Genomic DNA, 24,702 nt, shown 5'->3' with positions numbered 1-24,702 from the left:
ACATGGCCACTCTCAAAGTCCCGGTAAGTGCCAACGACCATCGCCAGGGAAGTGCGCATGCCAAGGTCACCTTGGTGGAATTTGGCGACTATGAATGTCCCTATTGCGGTGAAGCTTATTGGATGGTCAAGAATCTGCAACAGCATTTTCGCGATGACTTGCTGTTTGTGTTCCGTAACTTCCCTCTTACCACCGCTCACCCCCATGCATTGGGTGCAGCGGTCACCGCTGAGTATGCCGGGAGTCGAGGATTCTTCTGGGAGGCCCACGACGAATTGTACGAAAATCAGGATCGATTGGGCCTGCCGCTGTATCGCGCCATCGTTCTCAAACACGGCCTTCCCAAGGAGGAATTCGATCTTGCAATGCAAGAGGATACTTACATTCCCAAAATACAAGCCGATTTCAATGGCGGTGTACGCAGCGGCGTGAATGGCACCCCAGCGTTTTACATTGACGGGCTTCGCTATGACGGAGTTCCAGAGTTCATCGGGATGAGTCAGATGATTGAACTTTTGTTAGTGCGTGGACGAAATCGCTAGAGAGCCAAATCGGCTTAACATCACCCACATCGGAGCCGAGGAAAAACCAACGTTAGCTTCCTTTTACATTAAAGAGGTGGACACGGAGCCGGCAACTAATGAAATCTTTGAAGTATTATGAAGAAAATCGACACGCCACATGGTTGGAGTTGTTTTTTGACCTGACTTTCGTTGTTACGATAGGCCAGGTTACGCACACTCTCGGACATGTTCATGACGGCCACTTTGAACATAAGCAATTATGGACATTCTTACTGCTTTTTGTACCGTTGTGGTGGATCTGGTCCAGTCACACGATTTACTCCAACAGGTTCGATACAGACAGTAATCTTCACCGTTTGGCAACATTATTCATAATGCTCCTGCTCATTGTGCTATCGGCACGGATTGGGGAAGACCTGGAAGTGAGCTACCCGCTTATTATTGCCTGCTATTTTGGTATACGAGCGATCATCAGTGTTATGTACATTTCATCCATTAGTAAACTCGATTCTCGCGGCGAACTTTCCTCAAGGCTTGGTTTTGCCCTATTAGTTAGCGCAGTTATTAGTCTTTCATCCGTTATTTTTGACCCGCCCTTGCGTTACCTTGTTGCTTATATTGGGATTGTTCTTGATATTCTGTTTCCTGTATTTTTCTGGACTAAACTAAAACCGTTGCCAGCACACACGGAACATTTGGTTGAGCGCATAGGCCTACTCACCCTAATCTTATTGGGAGAGTCAATTATTAGCCTTTCCGGAGGCTTGTCTAACATTCAATGGGGTTATTATAATGTGATGGCGGCCATCACCGGATTTATCATGATTTGCAGTATCTGGTGGATCTATTTTGATAGTTTTTACTTATTGAACAAACATCAAAGCAGTATGAGTGGGCACGCCTTAATCTACTCGCACCTTTTTCTTTTTATGGGGCTGGCACTTCTGGCAAATTTGATTAGGCATGCGATCCTGAACGACATTGCGATGCGCGATTTCCAGATTATGTCGATCACCGGCATGGTCTTGTTTTTCATGGGGAAGCAATATGGCTATTTCATAGCTGTGAGTCGAATAAGGAAATACATACTGCAAAACACCTTGATCGTGTTTTCTTTAGGTGGGTTAGTTATATTTCTACCACGTGTCGAGTACATATTGGTCGGCTTGACAGTCACCATGATTTGTTATGTTCTCCTGAATTTCAGATATCGTTGAGTCTTGATTATCAGGCCACAGCTCGGGAAAAGTGATCACGCGGCTGGTCTGCGGTTTGCGCGCTGCCTACTACGTCATTCTCAGTGTCCGAGCGACATGCGACGCTACCCTTGGTCTCTTTGGGTTTGTAATCCTGGTGTCGTCGACCATAGTTAATAGTCGGATGCCCCTTTTAGCTATTGCGACCAGATAGCACCAGCCGCATCGTTACAACAGGAGCCACGTCATGGTCAAAGTAGCGTTGTTCGTTCGTCTGGAAGCAAAACCTGGGAAAGAGAAAGAGGTGGAGCGCTTTCTCTTGAGCGGCCTTCCTTTAGTGGAGGAGGAGCCAGCCACTACAGCCTGGTTTGGAATCCGCTTGGGGCCGTCTACCTTTGGCATCTTTGACGCATTCCCGGATGAAGCGGGCCGGCAGGCTCATCTTTCGGGCAAGGTCGCGGCGGCGCTTATGGCAAACGCTGCCGAGCTGTTTGCCGAACCGCCATCAATCGAGAAGGTTGACGTCCTTGCGGCCAAGGTACCCGGCTAAGCAAACCCAATAGGAAGCTCCAGTCAGTACTGGGAGGCCCACGATGTATTTTGTGAAAATCAGGATAGCCTGGGCCTGCTGCTGTTCCGGGCGGTGATCAATCAAAACACCTGTATTGAAGATAAATGTCATGGCTAAAGTGCCGTGTCCAGGATTCATGCCATGCTCGCGCGCTCGGTATAAGTGAAAGGATACGCGCGCAAATCGTGTCCATGGACGGCGTGGAAGCCGCACAGAATCTGCAAGGCAATGTGCTCATCACGGGTTTAGGCTGGGTAGGGTAGATTGCTTGCCGGGCACCGGTCGCTCATGGCGCGAAGATCTCCATCATTGATGTAGATCCGGAGGTCATCCGCGCCGTAACACTTTATGGTTTCGTCAAGTGAGCATTCGTCGGCGTAGCAGTGACCGATGTTCAATGCGCTGCCGGACGCGGCTGCACTCCGAACTGCGCAACGATTTGCGTACCCAATTCCTCGATAACCTCCGCCGCAGGGCGCTTGCCATATTTGAGATTGAGAATGACGTGGTCCACGCCGATTTCCTCAAGCGACTCCAGCAAAAACCGTAGATGGTAACGTCCCAGTCTGAAACCCAAATGGATACGTGTGGGTGGCGTGGACGGATTCTCATCGAGATCGATGTACAGCGACTGAGTAAAGGGCTTGTACACAGAGCCACATTGCCTGGTGACCTCCAGTCGCCAATCTTCCACGACCAGCCGCTGCATGTTCGGAATGCGTGGATAGTTGATCCATCCGTTGCTCTCACGCGCGATCCAATCCAGTGACTGGCGACTGTTGCCGGTCACGAGCATTGGAATGAATTGGGTGGTAGGTTTCGGAATCAGGTCTGCGCCTTGCATTTCACCAGTGCTCCAGTGGATGGGCTCAAAACTGGTGCTGTGGGCACGGCGAATCACTTCGTAGTGTTCTCGAAAGATCTCTCCACGCCTTTCGGGATCGACGCCAAACGCCGAAAACTCCACTGGCCGATCTCCCGAAGCGACCCCCAGAATCAAGCGACCAGTGCTCAGCTGATCGACGCTGGCTGACGCCTTGGCCGTGTGCAGGGGATGGTGCAGCGGGATGGCGATGGAGGCGGTGCCAAGTGCAATCTCCGAGGTATGGGCGGCCATATAACCCAGGTAAACCCAGGGGTCGAAGACTTGGCCGACATCCCCGAAGCCAGGGTCGCGAAGCGGCACGTCGCGAAACCAGAGCGCGCAGAAGCCCAGCGCCTCGGCTTGTTTAGCCAGTGTGACCTGGTTGAGCATGCTCGGAGTGTCCCCGTCGAAGGCCTCCATGGGAAAGAACAATCCAAGGCTCAAATGCCCCTGAGTGAAGGTTCGGCTGAACCCTCGATGCTGCTGGTAAGGAATCGTGCTCGGCCGATACATACGGATTGACCTCATGGCAGAACGTGAATAGCGCCCCCGTTTCCTGAGGTGCTGCGGCATCGGTCGCGTTTGAACGGCAGGTGGGGGGACTGGGTCTGGCTTTTACCCGTTGCGCCGTACTGCTGGTCGTGTGGACCGGACTCAGGGGCCAGTTGCTGGCGATAGGCGAGGGTTGGCCCGGGTGGGTGTTAAGCGGACGGTCAAAGGAAGTCAGATCTCTCGGCTCTATACCACCAGATGGGCAAGGCGTTCGAGGAATCATTCTATAAGCGTAGGCGGTTTTGCAGCTCTCCGCCATATTCTTACAATCGAGCCGCTTCCGGGCGAAAGTTGCGTATCGAAGACAGTTATCGGTCGTTTCCTACCATTCCAGAACGGCCGCTATTGGCCGAAAGCAGACCCTGAACTACATAGGTAAAGCCGGGAGTTTAGACCTGCTCCGGAGTTCATCGATTTCATGGGAAGCAAAGTCGCCAAATCGTAACTCCCGCATACGACGATTCGACGAGCAGTCCGCTAGTGACTGGAATTTCTGTTATTTAACGAGGGCACGGTGCTTCGCGGTCGAGGAGTCTTGCCGTCATCAGCACGCCCAATTCGCTCAATTGGTGAATCGCCAGTGCAATGTCACGGTGCTTACCGCTGAGGTCTTCCGAGAGGTCGAGCAGAAGAGTGCTAACCGAGCTAAAGGTCTCGTAGCTATTGGTAATGAGGCTTTCAGTACTGGCGTCGGGACTGACAGTAAAGAGGACGGTTGGGTCAGATGAGGCTTTGCACATATTCGTAATTCCCAAGTCGGGCCGTCACCCCATCGCTACTAAACGAAAGGGTGGCAGCTGTACGCAGGTTAGTAGACCGGGGAATTACGCAAAGCCGGCGCGCCCGGAGGCGCCCTACGCACAGCCACCATCAAGCACCGACAGGAATGTCAGATTGATGAAGCTCATGCACTCAACGTAATTGAACCATCAGGCTACTAAACCCGATCACCGAAAAATTCAGCGACCGCGCAACCATAGATTCCACCACCCCAGCGCACAAGCCGGCGGATTCTGACGCAGGCGTAGGCAATCGGGCAACCCAATCCCCAGCTTTGGGAAATGTCCTAGGACATCGCCCTCACACCGTCACCACCACCTTGCCCACCTGCTGGTTCGCCTCCAAATACCGATGTGCGTCCTGCACCTCATCCAACGCAAACGTCTTCGCAATCACCGGCGCCAACGCGCCCGACGCGAGCCCATCCAAAATAAACGCCTTGGCCCGCGCCAACGCAGCCGGGTCTGCGACGATCTCGGCGTACAAATACCCCTTGAGCGTCAAACATTTCCCCAACACGGTAAACAACGGAAACGGCGTCGGCTCGGAACTTAGTGCGCCGTACTCCAGCAAGATCCCGCCCTGAGCCATGCTTTGGGTGAGTGCTTCAAAGCCCGGCCCGCCGATAGGGTCGAACACCACGCGGGCGCCTTTGCCGTCGGTCAGTTGCATCACGCGTTGCACCAGGTCTTCTTCGTCGCTGACGATGACGTGGTGGGCGCCGGCATCGAGCAGGGCTTGTTGTTTGGCGCGGGTACGGGTGACGGCGATGGCGGTGGCGCCGACGCTGCGGGCGATCTGGAAGGCGGCGAGGCCGACGCTGCTGGAGGCGGCGGTGACCAGTACGAAGTCGCCTGTGGTGAGTTTGGCTTGTTCGACCAGGGCACCCCAGGCGGTGACGTATTGCATCCACGAGGCGGCGGCTTGGACGAAGCTGAGGTTGTGCGGGTGTTTGACGGTGAGGTGGGCGGGCACGTTGGCGACTTCGCCGTAGGTGCCCCAGCGGGCGATGTCGAGAGGTGGGATGACGCTGACGGCGTCGCCCACTTGGAGGTCGATGACGTCGGCGCCGACTGCGGTGACCACGCCGGCCGCTTCGTAGCCCAGGCGGCTGGGGAATTCGGCTTCTTGCAGGTAGGCGTGGTTGCGGAACATGACTTCGGCGCGGTTGAGGCCGAAGGCTTTGACGTCGATTTGCACTTCATCGGCGGAGGGGGCAGGGACGTCGATGTCTTCGAGTTTCAAGACGCTGGCGTCGCCGTAGGCGTGGATTCGGACAATGCGTGCCATGGGGGGCCTCGGTGTTGATCGATGAGGCGTTCAATGTAGGCCACTCCAATCGCCAGTGCCAACATAGCGCCACTGGGCTGGGTCGATGCGCTGAGCAAGGTGCCGAACAGTGGCCAGGGGGGAAGTAACTTATCGATATCACGGTTTTGTGGGCAGGGTCATGAAAGAAATGGGCGCGCTCCCGTATCATCCGGTGCCTCGCAAGCGCATCAGGAGAGCGGCATGTGGATTGGCCATCGGTTCGAGCGTACCGCGCAAGATGACGTGCTCATCCACTCCCACAACAGGGTACAGAGTGGTGCTGTGTGGCTGGTGGGCGGGCTGGCCGTGAGCGTGCCTGTGGCGTTTGTGGTGTGTGGAATCATTGAAGGGTATTTGCCGCTGGTCGGCCTGGACCCACTGTCCTCGCTGCTGATCGTGCTCGCGTTGCTGTTGATGCCTGCCCTTGGCCTGTTCCTGATGTTTTACACCGGCATTCGCGAGATCTTGCGCCTGTCGCGGCACGACGGCGAAGGCCAACGTCTGACCCGCAATGCCTTTGGGCGCCGTGAGCGTGTGCGTCAGGCCTTTCGGCTTGACCACCCCAGCCATCTCGAACTGCGCCGCCGTCCGCAGGCCGAGCCGGTCTACACCCAGCTGTGGCTGGTGCTGCGCGATGGCACCGAGCACCGCCTGACCACCGACAACGTTCCGGTAGTGCCGGGCAGCCCACGCACCGAGCGGTGGCTGGTGGAGTTGGCTGGCTATCTGAACGTGGCGGTGCCGTCCGACGTGATCGATGCGTCGGCGCCTCGCAAGCCGCCGCCCTATCGGCCTGCTCCATCCCCGGCCAAGGTCGCCCGTGCGCGAAAAGAAAAAGAGCCTGCTTCTTTACCTGAATCGACCGAAACCATCGGCAGACCCGCACGGGGTCTACTGGGCTTGCTGGGTGCGTTTCTGGGGGTGTTGGAGCTGTCGCAGGTCTTCGCACTGGTGCCCGCCTTGCTGACCGGGCGGCTGCGGGTCAGTGGGTTTCGATCACGTGCAACGACCTTCGACTGGGCCGATCACCCTGTGAGCTTTTCATTCAACCTGTTTATCGGTGTCGTCGAGGTGGTGATCATTGGCTACATCGCCTGGGCCTGTCTGCGTATTGCGATTCAAGGCCGGTTCAAGTCCGGCCCCTGAGTGCGATTTGCGCAAAAGCCGCCCCTTTCTATGCCAGCCGGTCTACCATGCCCTCCCGGCAGTGGTTCCACGCGCTACCGATCTCTCTCTCGCAAGGTATTGCCCATGTCCATCGACCAAATCTCCCTGCCGAAAGGCGTAGGCCCCCACGCCAGCAAGCTCTTCGACGCCATCACCGGTGCCGCCACCCACGAAGCACTCAACCGTGCCGGCGGTAAAGCCGAAGGGTTTGTGCTCGGGCTGGAATCCACCAAGGCCATCAAAAGCCAGATCGCCGAGTCGTTGTATGTGATTTACGACGACGCGGCGACTCACCGTGCGGGTGAATTGAAAGGCTGATACAGCGTGGTTCCAAGGAGTGCATATGACATTGACCGTCGAAACCCTGCTCAACCTGGCCATGGCCAACCCCATCAACGCCGAGATCACCGCGCGCCTGCCTGACCTCGGGGTGGACCAATGTTTCCTCACGGCGGGCTGCCTGTTCCAGGCGGTGTGGAATCATCAGTCGAACTTGCCTGCTGCCCAGGGCGTAAAGGACTACGACGTTTTCTACTTTGATACGGACTTGTCCTACGAGGCCGAGGATAGGGTAATCCGTGCGGCCGAGCAGTTGTTCCAGGACCTGGGCGTGAATGTGGAAGTGAAGAACCAGGCGCGGGTTCATCTTTGGTACGGCGAGCGCTTCGGCCGGCCTTATCTACAGTTGCACACGGCCAAGCAGGGGATTGACCGGTATCTGGTAGCGGGCACCTGCATCGGCCTGGAGATTGCCACGGGCGAGTTGTATGCGCCGTATGGGTTGGAAGACATCGCACAGGGCGTGCTGCGCATCAACCCGCTGCATCCGGAGCCAGCGTTGTTTGCGCAGAAGGCCAGAAGTTATCAGGCGCGCTGGCCTTGGCTGCGGATCGTGGAGCCGGGTTCAGCCCAGTAAGCCTCCCAGTACGCCGCAGCCGGCAACGACCAGCCAGGGTGGCAAGCGCCATACCATCAGTGATGTCAGGGCGACCACTGCCAGGCTGAAGTCCAGCGCAGTGAAAATCGCGCTGGTCCACACCGGCTGGTACAACGCCGCCAGCAATAGCCCCACCACCGCCGCATTCACCCCGGCCAGTGCAGCCTGGGTGCGTGGGCTGCGGCGCAAGCTGGCCCAAAAGGGCAGGGCGCCGAAGAGCAGCAGAAACGACGGTGCGAAGATCGCCAGGAGGCCGACCGTGCCGCCCAGCCAGCCGGTCGGGGCGTGGTTCATCGAGGCGCCGAGGAAGGCGGCGAAGGTGAACAGCGGGCCAGGTACGGCCTGGGTGGCGCCGTAGCCGGCGAGGAAAACGTCGTTGCTTACCCACTGTGGCGCCACCACGTCGGCTTGCAGCAGAGGCAACACCACGTGACCGCCGCCGAATACCAGTGAGCCGGTGCGATAAAAGGCATCCACCAGGGCCAGGGTGGGATTGGGCAGCCAGTTGACCAGGACCGGCAAGCCCACCAACGCAATCACAAACAGCCCCAGCCACAGGGCGCCTGCGCGGCGGTTGATGGCGATTGGCAGCGCGTCATGCTCGGCGCCGGGTTCGAGCTTGAACAGCAACAGGCCGGCCACGCTTGCTGCGATGATCACACCGACCTGGCCCCAGGCAGACGGCTCCAGCAGTGCCACGCCTGCAGCAATCAGCATCAGCGTGAAACGCGCCACGCCCCGGCACAAGTTGCGTGCCATACCCCAAACCGCCTGGGCCACCACGGCCACGGCGACGACTTTGAGGCCATGCAACGCACCGGTGGGGATTACGGCACCGTAGTGCGCAAGACCCAGGGCGAACAGGATCAGCGCAATGGCCGATGGCAACGTGAAACCGGCCCAGGCCGCAACGGCACCGCCGTAACCCGCGCGGGACAGGCCCAGGGCGATGCCGACCTGGCTGCTGGCCGGGCCGGGCAGAAATTGGCACAAAGCAACCAGTTCGGCGTAACTGCGCTCGCTCAGCCAGCGTCGCCGTGTGACGAACTCCTGCCTGAAATAGCCGAGGTGCGCAATCGGGCCGCCGAAGGAGGTGAGGCCCAATCGCAGGAAGATCAGGAACACCTTCCAAGGATGGGTAGAGGGGTGAGCCAAAGTGAGGGGTCTCGCTCATGACAAATCGGGCTAACGTGCGAGCACCTTAGCGAAATTTGATGACGTGAAGAAGCGGTGTCGGTTTGCCCGATGTGCCGCTTTGATTGAATTTTTGCCCGCGCGCTTGAGTCATTTAAGCAGGCACGGAAAAAGCCGGCCCTTCACAACCGCTGACTACAGCCAAGGACAGACGATGACTTTCTTTATTTTTCTGCTGGCTTGTGCCGCCGCCGCGAGCACCGGCCTTATTTTCAAGCCGGGTGCCTGGTACGAATCCCTGCTCAAACCCAGCTTCACCCCACCTAATTGGTTGTTCCCGGTGGCGTGGACGATCATTTATCTGCTGCTGGCCTGGGCCGGTTACCGCCTCAGCCTGATCCCTGGCAGCCAAATGGTGTTGGCGCTGTGGGCGGCGCAGATAGCGTTGAACACCTTGTGGACGCCGGTGTTCTTCGGCGCCCATCGCATCCTCGCGGGGATGGTGATTCTGGCAGTGTTGTGGTTGACCGTCGCGACGATGGTGGTGCTGGCGGTGCAGTTGGACCTGATCACCGGCTTGATTCTGTTCCCGTACCTCGCGTGGCTGTGTGTGGCGGCGGCGCTCAACTTCTCGATTCTGCGGAATAACCGCTGATGGCCGTTAAAGCCTGGCCCGCCAGCGAGCCCGAACGGGCCGAGATGCGCCGCTTCAATCAAAAGCTTGCCTGGTTGCCGCGCTTCAAGATCCGCAATCGCGTCACGCCGCGTTTTATCCAGGCGCTGTTGCGGGTCAGTCAAAAGATCAAGCAAGCGCCTTTGGCTGACACCCACTACGTCGACTCGGTCCCCGTGCGCATCCTGCGCCCCGGCGGCAAGCCCAAGGGCGTGGTGCTGGATATCCACGGTGGCGGCTGGGTGATCGGCAATGCGCAGATGGATGACGACCTCAACCTGGGCATGGTCAACGCCTGCGACGTGGCGGTGGTGTCGGTGGATTATCGGCTGGCGGTCGACACGCCGGTCGAAGGGCTGATGGACGACTGCCTGGCGGCCGCGCGGTGGCTGCTCACCACTGAGGAATTTGCCGGCCTGCCGGTGATCGTCGTCGGCGAATCGGCGGGCGGGCACCTGGCAGCGGCGACGTTGCTGGCGTTGAAGCAATGGCCCGCGTTGCTCCAACGGGTGAGCGGGGCGGTGTTGTATTACGGCGTCTACGACTTGACCGGCACACCCAGCGTGCGCGCGGCGGGGCCCGACACCTTGTTGCTGGACGGCCCGGGCATGGTCGAGGCGCTGCGCCTGCTCACGCCGGGGTTGAGTGATGACGCGCGTCGGTTGCCGCCGCTGTCACCCTTGTATGGCGACTTCGAAGGCCTGCCCCCGGCGTTGATGTTCGTGGGGGAACTGGACCCGTTGAGGGATGACACGCTGTTGATCGCTGAGCGGTGGCCGGGAGCTGAGGCGCATTTGTTGCCGGAGGCGGCGCATGGGTTTATTCATTTTCCGGTGGTGATGGGGAAGGAAGTGCTTGCCTATAGCCGTGAGTGGATAAGCCAGCGAGTGAACGGGGAAGTACTTAACCTTCCATCGTCCGAGTAATCTTTCGCCTTTCAATACAGCGCCAAGGAAACAACGTGCCTGTGAACGCACTGAGTCTACGCCCGGCGATCGTCACTGACCTCCCGTCAATCTACCGAGGGGAGCTGGCCTACATCCAACAGTGGGAGCCCACTCACGAAGCCGGTTGGCGCTCCAAGGTGGAGCACAACCTCGCTCTGTGGGTCGATAACTTCGAGCTGCTCACGGTAGCGATGCTTGACGGTGAATTTGTCGGGTATTCGTTATGGAGACCCGAGGACAGTTTCGCCGAGCTCTACACGATCAATGTCAGTGAAGCTTATCGACGCAAGGGGATAGGTCGGGCATTACTGGATGCCTATGGGGTTGCGGCGCTGGGCAGCGGCTGCACTCACCTGAGTTTAAGCGTGCGCCCAGACAACCCCGCCCGGCTGATGTATGAATGTGCAGGGTTTATCGCGGTGGGGACAGACTCCCATGGCTACCTTCGCTATGAGCGCGCAAATGGATTGGGAACTTAAAAATTGATCGATGAGTCAGGTTAATCAGTTGCTCTTATTCTATAAAAAGGACTCCCCCATGCACGAATACACCCTCAACTACCTGTTCAACGACGAGCCCCGCACCCATGTGTTCGAACTCAAGCAACCCCAATTGCAGGTGCATGAAGCGGCGTTGCACCTGCTACAGCTGCATTTTGGCGACGCCGAGAATGGCTTGATCCTGCCGCCCGCGGATGCGAGCCCGGATGAAATTCTGGAGCAGGCGCAGGTGGTGGGGATTACACAGATAGCCGTTGCATGAGTTCAAGCCCGATCATTCAGGTGGCCACTGCGGCGGATATCCCTGAGGTATTGAGATTCGTGCTGCAAGCCCGTGCCGAGCTTTTCCCCAAGCTCAGCGCGACGGGGATGCCGGTGGACTTGGCGCAGTTCGAGGCGATCTATCTGCAGGGCGATGGGCAATTTCTGCTGGCCCGCGATGAGAGCGAGATAGTCGCTGCGATTGGCTACCTACCCTATGACGGGCGTTTCCCGCAGTTGGATTACCAGGGCCGCAAGACTGTGGAGGTGGTGCGCCTGTTTGTGCTGCCGGCGTTCCGCCGCTTTGGTCTGGCGGGCGAGTTGTACCGTGCGCTGGAGGCGCAGGCCAAAGCAGATCGGGTCGCGGTGATGTACCTGCACACCCATCCGTTTTTGCCGGGGGCGATTGATTTTTGGCTGCGGCAGGGGTTCGAGGTGGTGGATGTGGACACGGACCCGGTGTGGCGCACGACGCATATGCAACGCACCCTCTAACCCCACCACCCACTGTAGGCGCGGGCTCCTACAGTGGGACGCGTTGATCAGTTTGGGCGTAGCCGCAATATCTGCGCCCCATCAAACGGGTCCGTCAGGTAATGCGCCTGCACCCCGAACGTCTCCTGCAAGCGCTGCGGCGTCAGCACCTCCAGTGGTTTGCCCAGCGCCACCAACCGGCCATGATCCAGCACCGCCAGCCGATCACAGGTCAATGCCTGGTTCAGATCATGCAGGGCAATCAAGGTGGTGACGGGCAACCCTTGCACGCCCTTCAAAATGCCAAGCTGATGCTGGATATCCAAATGATTGGTCGGCTCATCCAGCAACAGGATCTGCGGCCGCTGCGCCAACGCACGGGCGATGTGCACGCGCTGGCGCTCACCGCCCGAGAGGCTGCGCCAGGCGCGATGGCTCAGGTGGGTGGCGTCGACGTCGTGCAGCGCCTGGTTGACGATGGCGTCGTCCTCGCAGGACCAGGGGCTCAGCGCCGACAGCCACGGTGTGCGGCCCAGCGCTACGGCGTCGAACACGCGGATGGCGTCGTCGGTGTCGGCCTGCTGTTCCACTACCGCCAGTTGCTGTGCGATGGCGCGGCGCGATAGCTTGCCAAGGCGCTGGCCGCCTAACAGGACTTCGCCGGACGCTGGCGTGCGCAGGCCGGCGAGCAGCTTGAGCAAGGTGGATTTGCCAGAACCATTGGGACCGACAATCCCCAGTGTTTCACCTGGCTGAACCTCCAGATGAATGTCGCTCAGCAACTGCGCCTCGCGCACTTTAAAACCCAATCCTGCGCAGCTCAGCACGGTCATCGCGCATTCCTCCGGCCAATGAGGATCAGCGCAAACACCGGCGCACCGACCAGCGCGGTGACCACGCCGACCGGAATCACCTGGCCTTTGATCAGGGTGCGTGACAGCACATCCGCCGCAATCAAGAACAACGCGCCGCCCAACGCACTGGCCGGCAGCAAGCGCGAGTGCCCGGTGCCGAGCAGCAGGCGCACGGCGTGGGGAATCACCAATCCGACAAAACCGATGGAGCCGACAATCGACACCATCACCGCCGTCACCAGCGCCGCGCAGCCCACCAATACAAACTGCACCCGGCGCACCGGAATGCCGAGGGAGGCCGCCGAGTCGCTGCCAAAGGTAAACGCATCCAACGCACGACGGTGCCACAGGCACACGGCCAACCCGCCAATCGCCACCGGCACCGCCAGCCACACCGAAGGCCAGCGCACGCCGCTGAGGCTGCCGAGCAGCCAGAACATGATGCCGCGCGCCTGTTCGGAACTGGCGGATTTGGTGATCAGGAACGCGGTGAGTGCATTGAACAACTGCGACCCGGCAATGCCCGCCAAAATGATCTGGCCGGTGCCGCTGGCCGAACCGCTGGCGCGCGCGAGCAGGATCACCAGCGCAAACGCGGCCATGGCGCCGACAAACGCGCCCGCCGACAACGAAATCAACCCGCCGCCCACACCGATCAACGCCACCAGCACCGCGCCGGTCGAGGCGCCGGCGCTGATGCCCAGCAGATACGGATCGGCCAGCGGGTTGCGCAGCAGCGATTGCAGGATCACGCCACACGTCGCCAGCCCGGCGCCACACGCCGCGGCGACCAGGGCGCGGGTGAGGCGGTAGTTCCACACCACGCCTTCGTCGATGGGGTCGAGCGCATAACCGGCGGCCCACAGTTTGTTCGCGAGTACCTGCAGTACCACGTGCGGCGAGATGGCGGTTTCGCCGATGGCCACGCCCGCGAGGACGGCGGCTAATAGCAGGGCCAGGGCGAGCAGGGTGTGGATCACGCTGGTATTCATGGGTGCAGATCGTAGCCGTCGATGGCCGTGGCCAGTTGTTCAAGGCCGTCGAACGTGCGGATGCTGGCCTGCAGCGCCAGGGCGTCGAGGATGATGATGCGGTTGTTTTTCACCGCGTCCATGTTGCGGGTCACCGGATCGCTGCGCAGGAAGGCGAGTTTCTTTTCATGGTCGTCGGCGGGGTAGCGGCGGCGGTCCATGCGCGCGAGCACCAGCACGGTCGGGTTGGCCTTGGCGAGGGTTTCCCAGCCGACGGCGGGCCACTCTTCGTCGGACTGTACGACGTTATGCAAGCCGAGGGTTTCCAGCATGAATTCTGGAATGCCCTTGTGGCCGGCCACATAAGGGTCGCTGGCCATCTCGGAGCTGGAGAACCACACCAAGGCGCTGGCTTGCTTGAGGCCCTTGCTTTGCACGGTGGCGACGGATTTGGCCAGGCGTGCCTTGAGTTCTTCGTTCAGCTGTTGGCCGCGTGCCTGCACGTCGAAGATCTCGGCGAGTTGGCTGATGCTTTTATAAATGGTTTCGATACGGAACGGCTCCAGCCGCGTGCCGTCGGCACCGACCAGGTTGTCCTTGCCTTCGCAGTCCGAAGGCAACAGGTAGGTGGGGATCTTCAGCTCATGAAATTGCTCGCGGGTGCCAACCACGCCTTGCGGCCCGACCACCCATTCCAGCTCGGCGGCCACCAGTTGCGGGCGTTTGGCGATCACGGCCTCAAAGCTTGGCTCATTGTTGGCCAGGCGCTCGATGCTGTCGTTCTGCGCTTTGTACTGTGGCAGTACGCTGTTGAACCACAGCGAGGTGCCGACCACTTTATTGCCCACGCCCAGGGCGTAGAGCATTTCGGTGGCGGCCTGGCCGATGGTCACGCTGCGGGCCGGCGCTTGCTGGAAGGTGAGGTGGCTGCCGCAGTTTTCCACGGTCAACGGATAGTGAGTGGGCGCGGCCTGGGCCAGGGCACAGAAACCCAGGCCAGCGAGCAGGGCGGTAACACGTGGCAGCATGGGGCAATCTCCGAGTGAACCGTGCGTGCCATTCGGAAATACACCCTTAAGCGCTGCGAGAGCGACAGCAAGAATGTCCTTCCCGGACACCCCGCCGGTTAGTAATTGAGCTTGGGCCGGCAGGTCTCCTGACTGATGCGTCGTCGCCAGGCTCCGGCCTTCCCGGACAAGGTCCAGTGGCATCAGGGAGCAGGCTCAGCACCTACAGTTGCGGGGGCAGTTCCGATTGGCACGGGTGTACCGCGCTTCGGATTCCCTATTAGTCCCGTTCGGGAACCGGCGCGGTATGGTAGTCGATCACGCGGTTGAACGGGAGGCCGTGAACTCAACGGTAGCTCTCTGGCAGTGAGGCTCCTATGATGCTCAGCCCATGGATCGCTTTATCACAAGGAATACACCGTGAAATCATTTGTCGCGCTCGTCCTTATCGCCACCCTGGCCGGTTGTGCCACGCAAGGTAAATCCGAACAGCAGATTCTCGACGAGGCCACCACCGCCTATGTCAAGTCGATGCCGGCCGACTCAGACAAGCTTCGCTTGCACACGATGAGCATCCCCAAAAGCGGTATGTTCGGCGACACCCTGGCGATTTCCATGGCCGGCGACCAAAACGCTGCCAGCCTCAGGGGCGAATTGCTGAATACCAAGCGCTTGGGCGATGTGTTCTTTTTAATCATGGGGGCTGGCACGCCGGTCGACGTTGCGGTGATCGGCAAAGCCGTCGAAGGGCAGGATTTGAAGGGTCTGCAGATTTACTACTCGGGCACCGATGCGCAGAAGGAAAACGTGCGTGCGGCGGTTGAGAAGTCGCAGGCGCAGTTTCATTACATCAATGCGCAATGAGGGGGCGGCCAAAGGGCGCAGGTATCTACACCACGCGGGGTACGGCGCTGGCGGCTTGACGGCCGGCTGCAATCTTACTGTTACTCCCGTGATCCAGAATGTGGGAGCTGGCTTGCCTGCGAAGGCGGCCTGACGGCTAACCCGGCGTCCTGCCGGGTTACCCACGGACTCAAGCCTGCGTTCGGCCAGCGTGTTTGACGGGGCGCCTGAGATCAAAAGCCAGATCAAGATCAAGAGCCAGAGCGGCTCGCTTCGCATCGTGGTTGGCGTTGGGTGTGACGCAGTTCAATATGTGAAGCGTCGGTCAGAGTCGAATGTCTTCAGGACCCTGTATCAGCGCTTCAATCCGCGTGCCGGTGGCGCGCTCTTCGTTGCTGAAGCCGTCGTAGTCGGCCAGGTTGCCGAAGCGCAGGCCGGTCAGGCGCTCTATCTGGATCACGCTGCGCTGGTAGGTCCTGAGCTGGCCGAACACCAGATCCAGTTGGCCCAGTTCGCGGCTCTGGTCAATCATGTAGGCACTCGCGCTAGGCTTGCCGTTGTCGTTGAGGTAGGCGACCACTTTCCAGAACGCCTTGGGGATCTGCACGCCTCGGTACACGCGGTCGTCGTCGGCGAACACCGGACCGGTAAACACTGTGGCGCGGGCTTTCCAGCGTTGGGTGTTATCGAGGATGTAGTCTTCGAGCTCCAGCCAGGTCTTCTGGTTGAACCCGCTCATCTGCGGCGAGCAGTTGGTGAAATGGAAGGTGTCGAGGTTGGCGGTTTGCGCCTCGTCGCCCCAGTTGGGGTCTTGTCGGCGGACCAGGTGGCCGCGATCCAGGCCATTGCTGGCATACAGCGCTTCGCCCACCTGCGCATCGATGGGCAGGCGGCCGTCATAGGCCCAGGTGTCGTTGCTGCGAATGATGTCGACGTGCTGACCACCATCGATGTTGACGCCCACATACAGCGCAAGCCGCTTGGCGCGTGACATCGTGATCGAGAAGTGCGTGTAGTCCAGGCGCTTCTGTGCATCCCCCGCCAAGGCCTCTTCAACCGTGGGCCAGGGCACCCCGAAGCTGCCGAGAAAGTCCTCGGCGTAGCCGCGTCGGTCCTTCAAGTCTCTGGCTGGGGTGACGCGTGGCGTCGCCGCCCGTGCCTCCAGCAATGTGGGGCTCAGTGCGATCAACGGGCGCAGGTCAGCGAGCCTGGGGCGGTATGAAAGGTCGATTTTGGTTTTACGTGCGGGCATCAGTCAGTCCTCCTTGGATAAACACGACTGCAACATAGGTTAATGACAATTGATGACACGCGTTAACCCCTGGGGGCTATCCTGAATCGATGACCCGGACGTTGTCACCTGCCAAATGGAGCCAGCCAATGTGTGTTCGTCAGCCGCATCGCAATCCGATTTTCTGCCTGATCCCGCCCTATATGCTCGACCAGATCGCGCGCAACGGTGATAAAGCGCAACGGGAGGTCGCCTTGCGCACCCGCGCCAAGGACACGACGTTCCGCTCGTTGCGCATGGTCGCCGAACCTGCCAAAGGACCGGCACACATGGCCCTGGCCATGGGGGCCGATAAGCGCCGCTCGATCTACAGCGCCGCGGGTACCGACAGCCTGCCGGGCACGCTGGTGCGTGGTGAGGGGCAACCCGCCAGCGGTGATGCCGCGGTGGACGAAGCCTACGAGGGCTTGGGCGCCACCTTCGATTTTTTCGACCAGGTCTTTGATCGCAACTCCATCGACGACGCCGGTATGGCGCTAGATGCCACGGTGCATTTTGGCCAGAACTACAACAATGCGTTCTGGAACTCGACCCAGATGGTGTTTGGCGATGGGGATGCGCAGTTGTTCAACCGCTTCACGGTGGCGCTTGACGTAATTGGCCATGAGTTGGCCCATGGCGTCACCGAGGACGAGGCCAAGCTGATGTATTTCAATCAGTCCGGAGCGTTGAACGAGTCACTGTCGGATGTGTTCGGCTCGCTCATCAAGCAATATGCCTTGAAGCAAAGCGCGGAAGACGCTGATTGGCTGATCGGCAAAGGGCTGTTCACCAAGAAGATCAAAGGCACCGCCCTGCGTTCGATGAAAGCCCCCGGCACCGCGTTTGACGACAAACTGCTGGGCAAGGACCCGCAGCCCGGGCACATGGATGATTTTGTGCAAACCTACGAGGATAACGGCGGGGTGCATATCAATTCCGGCATTCCCAACCATGCGTTCTACCAGGTGGCGACAGCGCTGGGCGGGTTTGCCTGGGAGCGCGCCGGGCGCATCTGGTATGACGCGCTGCGCGATGCGCGGCTGCGGCCCAACTCCGGCTTTCTGCGCTTTGCGCGTATCACTTACGATGTTGCGGGCCGACTCTACGGCGCAAACAAGGATGAACAGAAAGCGGTCAAGGACGGTTGGAAAGCGGTCGGCATTGCTGTCTGACGCGAGGAACAACCATGCAAATTTCAATCAAGGAAAATGGCGGGCCTGGGTTCTTTCCGGGCCTGGCCAAGCCACAGACGGTGGAACTGGACGCGCTGCCGGAGCAGGACCAGCAGGAGTTGCGGCGGCTTGTCGAGGCCTGTGACTTCTTTCAATTGCCGCAAAGCAATGAACCTGCCACCGGTAATCCGGGCCAGGTGCATTACACCCTGACGGTGAAGGAGGATCAGCGCGAGCACACGGTCTGCGTGCTGGCGCCGGTGAAGTCGCAGGCGCTGGACGGGTTGGTGCAGTGCGTGCGTCGGCATGTTCGTTGCTGAGGTTCAGGTGGGAGCGTTCACCCTGCCTGCCAGCGCCGCACCGAGGCTGTAGAGCAACCCGCCGGCGATAACGAACAGCGCGAGCATATAGAACATGGTGTGGGCGGGGTGTGTCGCCAACACCATCCCGCAGAGCACCGGGCCCAAGGCTGCGCCAACGTTGCCCAGGTTTTGCGCAGCGTAGTACATGCCCCGCAGGTGATCGGGGGCGATGATGTCGATGAACATGTACTCGGCAGGGAACACGATGATCTCTCCCAGCGTGAAGACCGCCATGGCTACCACCCAGAACATCAGCGAGGTGGACAAGCCGAACCCCGCCAGGCCGACGATGAACATGCCCAACCCACCTGCGAGCCACAGATTCAAGTGCTGATGGGTGATTCGCTTGCCGATCACGTACTGCAGGCTGATCACCATCAGCGCGTTGGTGGCCACCACGCTGCTGATTATCCGGTAGGCCATTTCGGGGGTCGTGGTGACGATCAGATATTGCGAGAGGTAAGCGGTGAATTGGCCGAACACCACGGCACTGAGTGCACCGCCCAGGGTAAAACACACCAGCCGGTAATCACTGAGCAGCACTTTGCCGACCGCCAGGAATGGCGCGCCGGGCTGGCTTGTGTCCACGGGCATTGAGTGCTTGTCACCCCACACGGCGTAAACGATAAAAAAACCGGCGCCCAGTATCGCCGACGCCAGGAAGGGCAGGCTGATGGCGAGCGCGGCCAGTCCCGCACCAAGAAAAGGGCCGACGGCGTAGCCGATGTTGGTCAGGGTGTACTTGATCGAAAACGCTTCGCTGCGCGCATCGACGGGCAGTAGCCGGCCAAATCCTGATTTGACTGCGATATCAATGACGGCGTACGCCAGGTTGATCGCGACCAGGCAGGCGTAGAACACCCACAGGTCCCGCGCGGCAAACGCTCCCAGAAACCCGCAGGTGAACACCGCGCAACAGCCCAGGATCAAGCGGTAACCTGGCTGGCTGTCCACCAGGAAACCGCCGTACAGGCTCAATAATGAGCCGACGATCAGTGAACTGCCGATCACCAGGCCGATGTCGGCGACGCCCAATTGGAACTGGCTCGACAGGTAGATCACCAGATAGGGCAAGGTGATGGCCCTGGCGAGGGTCAACACCAGCGACGCACTCAGAAGCAGGTTGACGGTCAGGGGGTAGTTTTTCAGCGTGGTCAGCATCCGAGCCTCAGTGCCAGGTTCATCGGCCATAGCTTACTGTTGATTTGAATTCTGATTTAGGATGTTAATTACCAGTTTGGCTGACCTGAATTCACAAATGCGGGGCGTGCATGTTTTCTTCCGAACGCTTGAAAGGGATTGATGTGTTTGTGTGTGTCGCGGACTCCGGCAGCTTTACCGCCGCTGCCGAGAAAATGAGCCTGACTGCCTCGGCCATCAGCAAAAGCATCGCGCGGCTCGAAACGCGCCTGGGCGCTCGACTGTTCCTGCGCACAACGCGGCGCTTGTCCCTCACCGAGGCCGGTGTGGCGTTTTACCGTACCTGTACGGGGGTGCTGGCTGACCTGGAGGAGGCCGAGCTGTCGCTGCGCGCCGAGCAAAGCGAGCCGCGTGGACGTGTGCGCATTGATCTGCCCAATGTGTTTGGGCGCGTCCGGGTGTTGCCGGTGCTGCTGCCTTTGCTGAAGACTTTTCCGTCCTTGGTGCCGCACATTTCCTTCAGCGACGGGTTAGTGGACCCGTTCAAGGAGGGTGTGGATCTGGTGGTGCGTGTCGGTGGGGCGCAGGGCTGGCCAGACACGATCGAACAGCGTGTGCTCGCCCACGAATGGCATACGTTGTGTGCCTCGCCGGATTACTTGGCGAACCATGGCACCCCGACGTGCGAGCGTGAGCTTGAACGGCATCAGTGCCTCGCCTACGGCTGGGTGGACGGACGCGTCAGCCCCTGGAACTTCGCCGGTGAACAGGGCACTGCACGGCGCTGGCAGATGTCGCCGCACCTGGTGATTGGCAATGGCGATGGCTTGATGCAGGCCGCGTTGGCCGGTTGTGGGATCGTGCAACTGCCGTCGTGGGTCGTCCGGCCATCGCTGGAGGAAGGCAAGCTGGTTGAGGTGCTGCCGCAGCTGGCCACCGAGGGGGCTGCGATCAGGCTGGCCTGGGTAAGGAATCGCCAGGCGTTGCCCAAGGTCAGTGTGGTGCTGGAAGCCTTGGTGGCGGGGCTGGGAGGGCGATAGCCACAACCCGTGCCCGTACCACCCACGTGTGTTACTTGCGGTCCAGCCACACCGTCTGCGCGTTGCAGAACTCCCGCACGCCAAAGTGAGACAGCTCGCGGCCAAAACCACTCTTTTTCACGCCACCAAACGCCACCCGAGGGTCGGAAACGCTGAAGGCGTTGACGAAGATGCCGCCGGTTTCCAGCTGGTTGGCGATATCGCGCGCCTTGGCCGGGTCGGTGGTGAAGATGCTCGCGGTGAGGCCGAACTCGCTGTCATTCGCCAGGGCCACGGCGTGGTCGGCGTCGCGGGCGGTGATGATCGAAGCGACCGGGCCGAAGAGTTCCTGTTTGAACGAAGTCATCTGGTCGGTGACGTTACCCAGCACGGTCGGCTCGTAGTAATTACCGGCGCCGGGTACTTTATTGCCGCCCAGCAGCAGGGTCGCGCCTTCTTCCAAAGTGGCCTGGACCTGGCCATGCAACTCGTCGCGCAGGTCGAAGCGTGCCATCGGGCCGATGTAGGTGGTGGCTGAAGTCGGGTCGCCCATCACCAAGGCACGGCTGGCTTCCAGGAATTTGGCGGTGAAGGCTTCCACTACGCCTTCCTCGATGATCAGGCGTTTGGCGGCGGCGCAGACTTGGCCGCTGTTCTGGAAACGACCGATCAGCGCGGCTTGCACGGCGGCGTCGAGGTCGGCGTCGTTGAGCACGATAAAGGGGTCGGAACCGCCCAGCTCCAGCACGCATTTTTTCAGCGCGGCACCGGCCTGGGAACCGATGGCGACGCCGGCACGCACGCTGCCGGTGAGGGTGACGGCGGCGATGCGAGGGTCGGCAATGGCTTTGGACACGCCCTCGTTGGTCACGTTGACCACTTCAAACAGGCCATCGGCGAAACCGGCCTTTTGGAACGCCAGCTGGATCAGATAGGCGCTGCCCATCACGTTCGGCGCATGTTTGAGCACGTAGGTGTTGCCGGCCAGCATCGTCGGCACGGCGCCGCGCAGCACTTGCCACACCGGGAAGTTCCACGGCATCACGGCGAAGATCGGGCCCAGCGGGCGGTATTCGATCTGCGCGCTGCCATTGTCTACCAGGGTCGGCTCAGGGGCGAGCATGGCCGGGCCGTGGGCGGCGTACCATTCGCTGAGTTGCGCGCATTTTTCGATTTCGGCACGGGCCTGGGCGATGGGTTTGCCCATTTCCAGGGTGATCATCTGCGCCATGTCTTCGGCTTGTTCGCGCAACGCGCTGGCCAGGCTCAGCAGCAACTCGGCGCGCTGGCTCACTGGCTGGCGGCGCCAGGCGCGGAAGGCGAGGGTGGAGCGGTCGAGGGCGGCGTCCAGTTGCTGCGCGGTTTCATACGGATAGCTGCCGACCGTTTCGCCGTTGGCCGGGTTGATCGAGAGGGCGTGGGTAGTCGCGTTCATGGCACCGTCCTGCTGAGTGAATTCAGTGGGGTTCAGCGTACGGGGCTATCTCTTTTCTGGAAACTGAATAATATTAAGCAATACGTTCACGATTGGAGAATGATTTGGACCTGGTGCAACTGGAAATCTTCAAGGCCGTTGCCGAGCAAGGCAGCATCAGCGCCGCCGCGCAGTTGATTCATCGTGTGCCGTCGAACCTGACCACGCGCATCAAGCAACTGGAGCAGGACCTGGGCGTGGAGCTGTTCATCCGCGAGAAAAGCCGCCTGCGCCTGTCCCCGGCCGGGTGGAATTTCCTTGGCTATGCGCGGCGCATTCTCGACCTGGTGCAGGAAGCCCGCGCGACCGTGGCGGGGGAGGAGCCCCAGGGCGCGTTTGCCCTTGGCTCGCTGGAAAGTACCGCAGCGGTGCGCATCCCGGCGCTGCTGGCGGCGTACAACCAGAAGCACACCAAGGTTGAGTTGGACCTGAGCACCGGCCCCTCGGGCACCATGATTGAAGGCGTGCTGTCGGGGCGGCTGACGGCGGCGTTTGTCGACGGACCGGTGCTGCATTCCACCCTGGAAGGCGTGGCGGTGTTTGAAGAGGAGATGGTGGTGATTGCGCCGCTGCACCACGCGCCGATCAAACGCGGCCAGGACGTGAATGGCGAAAATATCTACACCTTTCGCTCCAACTGTTCGTACCGGCATCACTTTGAGCGCTGGTTCTCACAGGACGGCGCGGTACCGGGCAAGATCTTCGAGATCGAGTCCTACCACGGCATGCTCGCCTGTGTCAGCGCCGGGGCGGGGCTGGCGCTTATGCCGCGCAGCATGCTCGACAGCATGCCGGGGTCGGCGGCGGTGAGCGTGTGGCCGCTGACGGACAACTTCCGGATCCTGCACACATGGCTGATCTGGCGGCGGGGGACGGTGTCGCAGAGTTTGAACAGTTTCGTGAAGTTGTTGGAGGAACGCAATCTGGTAGCGCAGTAATTCAAATGTGGGAGCTGGCTTGCCTGCGATGCTGGCACCTCGGTGTATGAGGCAAAACTGGTTGATGCTATCGCAGGCAAGCCAGCTCCCACATTTTGATCGTTTTCAGCCGCCAAATTGCAGGGTGCCCATCGCCAGCTTCGCCATCAGTGCGGTCGCACCCAATTGCACCAGCCACAGTGCCAGGCCGCCGAGGAACACACCCAGTGCCACTTGCAGCACCAGGCTCTTCTGGCGCTTGGGTTGCGGTGCGCGTGGGGCGTAGTCATGCAGTTCGTCGCGGTCGGCGCGCAGGTCCAGGTCGTCGTTTCTCATAGGTTACTCATTGGGGTAATGTCGGAACACTCTGCCTGTAGGAGCCCGGCTTGCCGGCGATGAGGCCCATGGGGACGCCATCGCCGGCAAGCCGGGCTCCTACAGGATTCAGTCTAGGGGAGCAGGCGGTTTTCCGACAGGCATAAAAAAGGGAAGCCGTGGCTTCCCTTTCCGCAGCGCCGTCAGGTTTAGAGAACCTGAACAATTGCCTTTGTGACTGCATCAATGTTCGACTGGTTCAACGCCGCCACACAGATACGGCCAGTGTCGAGGGCGTAGATGCCGAATTCGCTGCGCAGGCGGGTAACTTGCTCAACGGTCAGGCCGGAGTAGGAGAACATCCCACGCTGGCGGCCAACGAAGCTGAAGTCGTGGCCCGGAGCAGCCTTGGCCAGCTCGGCCACCATCTGCTCACGCATGCCACGGATGCGCAGGCGCATTTCGGCCAGTTCGGCTTCCCACTGGGCGCGCAGTTCAGGGTTGTTCAGTACCGCTGCAACGATCGCCGCGCCGTGGGTCGGCGGGTTGGAGTAGTTGGTGCGGATCACGCGTTTGACCTGGGACAGGATGCGCGCGCTTTCTTCCTTGGAGTCGCCGACGATGGACAGTGCGCCCACACGCTCGCCGTACAGGGAGAACGACTTGGAGAACGAGCTGGACACAAAGAAGGTCAGGCCCGACTCAGCGAACAGGCGCACGGCGGCGGCGTCTTCGTGGATGCCGTCGCCAAAGCCCTGGTATGCCATGTCGAGGAACGGCACCAGGTTCTTGGCCTTGATCACGTCCAGCACGTTCTGCCAGTCGGTCGGGGTCAGGTCGACGCCGGTCGGGTTGTGGCAGCAGGCGTGCAGCACCACGATGGACTGGGGTGGCAGGGCGTTGAGGTCTTCGAGCAGGCCGGCACGATTCACGTCGTGGGTGGCGGCGTCGTAGTAGCGGTAGTTCTGCACCGGGAAACCGGCGGTTTCGAACAGGGCGCGGTGGTTTTCCCAGCTCGGGTCGCTGATGGCCACGACGGCGTTTGGCAGCAACTGCTTGAGGAAGTCAGCGCCCAGCTTCAGCGCGCCAGTGCCGCCTACCGCTTGCACGGTGGTAACGCGGCCAGCGTTCAGCAGCGGCGATTCTGCGCCGAACAGCAGGGTTTGCACGGCCTTGTCGTAGGCCGCGATGCCGTCGATTGGCAAGTAGCCACGGGCGGCGTGTTGCGCCACGCGAATGGCTTCCGCTTCGGCAACGGCACGCAAGAGTGGAATCTTCCCCTCCTCGTTGCAGTAAACGCCCACGCCAAGGTTGACCTTGGTGGTTCGTGTATCGGCGTTGAATGCTTCGTTGAGGCCCAGGATTGGATCGCGTGGTGCCATTTCGACAGCGGAGAACAGGCTCATTTTTGCGGCAGCTCTATGGGGGGTAGGAGGGACGTGTCGCGCTCCAGCCGAATGCAC

The 24,702-nt window shown here is 60.3% G+C and carries 28 protein-coding genes, 1 pseudogene and 1 riboswitch; of the genes and pseudogenes, 17 read left to right on the top strand and 12 right to left on the bottom strand.

Annotated features, from left to right (window positions below; translation table 11 throughout):
- Window positions 1–2: 2 nt before the first annotated feature.
- The 4 genes and pseudogenes from ACP7C6_RS03660 to ACP7C6_RS03645 all read left to right on the top strand — a co-directional run.
- The gene (locus ACP7C6_RS03660; protein ID WP_078047886.1) at window positions 3–542 is read left to right on the top strand and encodes a DsbA family protein; all 540 of its coding nucleotides are present in this window, start codon (window positions 3–5) and stop codon (window positions 540–542) included.
- A gap of 98 nt (window positions 543–640) precedes the next feature.
- Entirely contained in the window at window positions 641–1,741 is a 1,101-nt protein-coding gene (locus ACP7C6_RS03655) for a low temperature requirement protein A (RefSeq protein WP_426108271.1), read from the top strand.
- 226 nt (window positions 1,742–1,967) lie between these two features.
- A complete protein-coding gene (locus ACP7C6_RS03650; RefSeq protein ID WP_071495702.1) occupies window positions 1,968–2,270 on the top strand; it encodes a putative quinol monooxygenase in 303 nt (100 codons plus the stop codon).
- A gap of 194 nt (window positions 2,271–2,464) precedes the next feature.
- Window positions 2,465–2,647: pseudogene (locus ACP7C6_RS03645) on the top strand (monovalent cation:proton antiporter-2 (CPA2) family protein); the annotation flags it as partial.
- 38 nt (window positions 2,648–2,685) lie between these two features.
- Here ACP7C6_RS03645 and ACP7C6_RS03640 read toward each other — a convergent pair.
- The 3 genes from ACP7C6_RS03640 to ACP7C6_RS03630 all read right to left on the bottom strand — a co-directional run bounded on the left by ACP7C6_RS03640 (window position 2,686) and on the right by ACP7C6_RS03630 (window position 5,778).
- Window positions 2,686–3,669, bottom strand: a complete 984-nt coding sequence (locus tag ACP7C6_RS03640; protein ID WP_426108270.1) for an LLM class oxidoreductase — start codon at window positions 3,667–3,669, stop codon at window positions 2,686–2,688.
- Window positions 3,670–4,208: 539 nt separating this feature from the next.
- Entirely contained in the window at window positions 4,209–4,448 is a 240-nt protein-coding gene (locus ACP7C6_RS03635) for a DUF6124 family protein (protein ID WP_305381930.1), read from the bottom strand.
- Window positions 4,449–4,788: 340 nt separating this feature from the next.
- Window positions 4,789–5,778: a zinc-dependent alcohol dehydrogenase family protein gene (locus ACP7C6_RS03630; RefSeq protein WP_122687085.1), complete on the bottom strand. Its 990-nt coding sequence runs from the start codon at window positions 5,776–5,778 to the stop codon at window positions 4,789–4,791.
- A 222-nt stretch (window positions 5,779–6,000) separates the two neighbouring features.
- Here ACP7C6_RS03630 and ACP7C6_RS03625 point away from each other — a divergent pair, with 222 nt between their 5' ends.
- The 3 genes from ACP7C6_RS03625 to ACP7C6_RS03615 all read left to right on the top strand — a co-directional run bounded on the left by ACP7C6_RS03625 (window position 6,001) and on the right by ACP7C6_RS03615 (window position 7,882).
- Window positions 6,001–6,945 (top strand): hypothetical protein, encoded by a 945-nt coding sequence (locus ACP7C6_RS03625; protein WP_426108269.1) that lies wholly within the window; start codon window positions 6,001–6,003, stop codon window positions 6,943–6,945.
- A gap of 105 nt (window positions 6,946–7,050) precedes the next feature.
- Window positions 7,051–7,284 carry a hypothetical protein gene (locus ACP7C6_RS03620; RefSeq protein WP_028617151.1) on the top strand — a complete coding sequence of 78 codons (234 nt, stop codon included), beginning with the start codon at window positions 7,051–7,053 and terminating at the stop codon, window positions 7,282–7,284.
- A gap of 25 nt (window positions 7,285–7,309) precedes the next feature.
- Complete coding sequence (locus ACP7C6_RS03615; protein WP_028617150.1) at window positions 7,310–7,882, top strand: nucleotidyltransferase family protein; 573 nt, start codon at window positions 7,310–7,312, stop codon at window positions 7,880–7,882.
- Here ACP7C6_RS03615 and chrA read toward each other — a convergent pair.
- Window positions 7,871–9,058 carry a chromate efflux transporter gene (gene chrA, locus ACP7C6_RS03610; protein ID WP_426108268.1) on the bottom strand — a complete coding sequence of 396 codons (1,188 nt, stop codon included), beginning with the start codon at window positions 9,056–9,058 and terminating at the stop codon, window positions 7,871–7,873. The genes ACP7C6_RS03615 and chrA overlap by 12 nt on opposite strands.
- A gap of 193 nt (window positions 9,059–9,251) precedes the next feature.
- On the opposite strand from chrA, the gene tspO reads away from it, so the two are divergent.
- From tspO to ACP7C6_RS03585, 5 genes are read left to right on the top strand one after another with little or no spacing between them, the layout of a single operon-like run.
- On the top strand, window positions 9,252–9,692 hold the full coding sequence (gene tspO, locus ACP7C6_RS03605; protein ID WP_426108267.1) for a tryptophan-rich sensory protein TspO: 441 nt from the start codon (window positions 9,252–9,254) through the stop codon (window positions 9,690–9,692).
- On the top strand, window positions 9,692–10,636 hold the full coding sequence (locus ACP7C6_RS03600) for an alpha/beta hydrolase fold domain-containing protein (RefSeq protein WP_426108266.1): 945 nt from the start codon (window positions 9,692–9,694) through the stop codon (window positions 10,634–10,636). The genes tspO and ACP7C6_RS03600 overlap by 1 nt, the downstream gene beginning before the upstream one ends.
- Before the next feature lie 41 nt (window positions 10,637–10,677).
- Entirely contained in the window at window positions 10,678–11,136 is a 459-nt protein-coding gene (locus tag ACP7C6_RS03595) for a GNAT family N-acetyltransferase (RefSeq protein ID WP_236639974.1), read from the top strand.
- A gap of 58 nt (window positions 11,137–11,194) precedes the next feature.
- The gene (locus ACP7C6_RS03590) at window positions 11,195–11,419 is read left to right on the top strand and encodes a hypothetical protein (RefSeq protein ID WP_028617145.1); all 225 of its coding nucleotides are present in this window, start codon (window positions 11,195–11,197) and stop codon (window positions 11,417–11,419) included.
- Window positions 11,416–11,913: a GNAT family N-acetyltransferase gene (locus ACP7C6_RS03585; protein WP_426108265.1), complete on the top strand. Its 498-nt coding sequence runs from the start codon at window positions 11,416–11,418 to the stop codon at window positions 11,911–11,913. Before ACP7C6_RS03590 ends, ACP7C6_RS03585 begins: the two co-directional genes overlap by 4 nt.
- Window positions 11,914–11,960: 47 nt before the next feature.
- On the opposite strand, the gene ACP7C6_RS03580 is transcribed toward ACP7C6_RS03585, so the two are convergent.
- Genes ACP7C6_RS03580 through ACP7C6_RS03570 form a run of 3 tightly spaced genes read right to left on the bottom strand, consistent with a single transcriptional unit; the run spans window position 11,961 to window position 14,745 of the window.
- Window positions 11,961–12,725, bottom strand: coding sequence for an ABC transporter ATP-binding protein (locus ACP7C6_RS03580; protein ID WP_028617144.1), 765 nt, complete (start codon window positions 12,723–12,725; stop codon window positions 11,961–11,963).
- Window positions 12,722–13,726, bottom strand: coding sequence for a FecCD family ABC transporter permease (locus ACP7C6_RS03575; protein ID WP_205036374.1), 1,005 nt, complete (start codon window positions 13,724–13,726; stop codon window positions 12,722–12,724). The genes ACP7C6_RS03580 and ACP7C6_RS03575 overlap by 4 nt, the downstream gene beginning before the upstream one ends.
- A gap of 8 nt (window positions 13,727–13,734) precedes the next feature.
- Window positions 13,735–14,745 carry an ABC transporter substrate-binding protein gene (locus ACP7C6_RS03570; protein ID WP_426108264.1) on the bottom strand — a complete coding sequence of 337 codons (1,011 nt, stop codon included), beginning with the start codon at window positions 14,743–14,745 and terminating at the stop codon, window positions 13,735–13,737.
- Window positions 14,746–14,846: 101 nt separating this feature from the next.
- A riboswitch (cobalamin riboswitch) is annotated at window positions 14,847–15,041 on the bottom strand.
- A 103-nt stretch (window positions 15,042–15,144) separates the two neighbouring features.
- Here ACP7C6_RS03570 and ACP7C6_RS03565 point away from each other — a divergent pair.
- Window positions 15,145–15,588 (top strand): hypothetical protein, encoded by a 444-nt coding sequence (locus ACP7C6_RS03565; protein WP_028617141.1) that lies wholly within the window; start codon window positions 15,145–15,147, stop codon window positions 15,586–15,588.
- A 304-nt stretch (window positions 15,589–15,892) separates the two neighbouring features.
- Here ACP7C6_RS03565 and ACP7C6_RS03560 read toward each other — a convergent pair whose 3' ends face one another.
- On the bottom strand, window positions 15,893–16,819 hold the full coding sequence (locus tag ACP7C6_RS03560; RefSeq protein WP_426108263.1) for a DNA/RNA non-specific endonuclease: 927 nt from the start codon (window positions 16,817–16,819) through the stop codon (window positions 15,893–15,895).
- A gap of 128 nt (window positions 16,820–16,947) precedes the next feature.
- Here ACP7C6_RS03560 and ACP7C6_RS03555 point away from each other — a divergent pair, with 128 nt between their 5' ends.
- Both ACP7C6_RS03555 and ACP7C6_RS03550 read left to right on the top strand, forming a co-directional pair.
- Window positions 16,948–18,012, top strand: coding sequence for a M4 family metallopeptidase (locus tag ACP7C6_RS03555; RefSeq protein WP_426108262.1), 1,065 nt, complete (start codon window positions 16,948–16,950; stop codon window positions 18,010–18,012).
- A 14-nt stretch (window positions 18,013–18,026) separates the two neighbouring features.
- Window positions 18,027–18,332: a protealysin inhibitor emfourin gene (locus ACP7C6_RS03550; RefSeq protein ID WP_426108261.1), complete on the top strand. Its 306-nt coding sequence runs from the start codon at window positions 18,027–18,029 to the stop codon at window positions 18,330–18,332.
- A gap of 3 nt (window positions 18,333–18,335) precedes the next feature.
- Here ACP7C6_RS03550 and ACP7C6_RS03545 read toward each other — a convergent pair whose 3' ends face one another.
- Entirely contained in the window at window positions 18,336–19,535 is a 1,200-nt protein-coding gene (locus ACP7C6_RS03545) for an MFS transporter (RefSeq protein WP_426108260.1), read from the bottom strand.
- A gap of 110 nt (window positions 19,536–19,645) precedes the next feature.
- Between ACP7C6_RS03545 and ACP7C6_RS03540 the strand changes: the two genes are divergently transcribed.
- Window positions 19,646–20,554 carry a LysR family transcriptional regulator gene (locus ACP7C6_RS03540; protein WP_353632348.1) on the top strand — a complete coding sequence of 303 codons (909 nt, stop codon included), beginning with the start codon at window positions 19,646–19,648 and terminating at the stop codon, window positions 20,552–20,554.
- A gap of 31 nt (window positions 20,555–20,585) precedes the next feature.
- On the opposite strand, the gene ACP7C6_RS03535 is transcribed toward ACP7C6_RS03540, so the two are convergent.
- Complete coding sequence (locus tag ACP7C6_RS03535; protein WP_028617135.1) at window positions 20,586–21,968, bottom strand: aldehyde dehydrogenase family protein; 1,383 nt, start codon at window positions 21,966–21,968, stop codon at window positions 20,586–20,588.
- A 104-nt stretch (window positions 21,969–22,072) separates the two neighbouring features.
- Here ACP7C6_RS03535 and ptrR point away from each other — a divergent pair, with 104 nt between their 5' ends.
- Window positions 22,073–22,945 carry a putrescine utilization regulator PtrR gene (gene ptrR / locus ACP7C6_RS03530; protein ID WP_068932731.1) on the top strand — a complete coding sequence of 291 codons (873 nt, stop codon included), beginning with the start codon at window positions 22,073–22,075 and terminating at the stop codon, window positions 22,943–22,945.
- Window positions 22,946–23,050: 105 nt separating this feature from the next.
- Here ptrR and ACP7C6_RS03525 read toward each other — a convergent pair whose 3' ends face one another.
- Both ACP7C6_RS03525 and ACP7C6_RS03520 read right to left on the bottom strand, forming a co-directional pair.
- Window positions 23,051–23,260, bottom strand: a complete 210-nt coding sequence (locus ACP7C6_RS03525) for a hypothetical protein (protein WP_028617133.1) — start codon at window positions 23,258–23,260, stop codon at window positions 23,051–23,053.
- Window positions 23,261–23,448: 188 nt separating this feature from the next.
- Window positions 23,449–24,645, bottom strand: coding sequence for an amino acid aminotransferase (locus tag ACP7C6_RS03520; RefSeq protein WP_028617132.1), 1,197 nt, complete (start codon window positions 24,643–24,645; stop codon window positions 23,449–23,451).
- Window positions 24,646–24,702 lie beyond the last annotated feature (57 nt).

The sequence above is a fragment of the Pseudomonas sp. TWR1-1-4 genome (assembly GCF_049897165.1).
In the GTDB taxonomy this organism is placed as follows: Bacteria; Pseudomonadota; Gammaproteobacteria; order Pseudomonadales; family Pseudomonadaceae; genus Aquipseudomonas; species Aquipseudomonas canadensis.
Note: the sequence above shows the minus strand (reverse complement) of the source record. Positions and strands in the feature narration are given on the sequence as shown.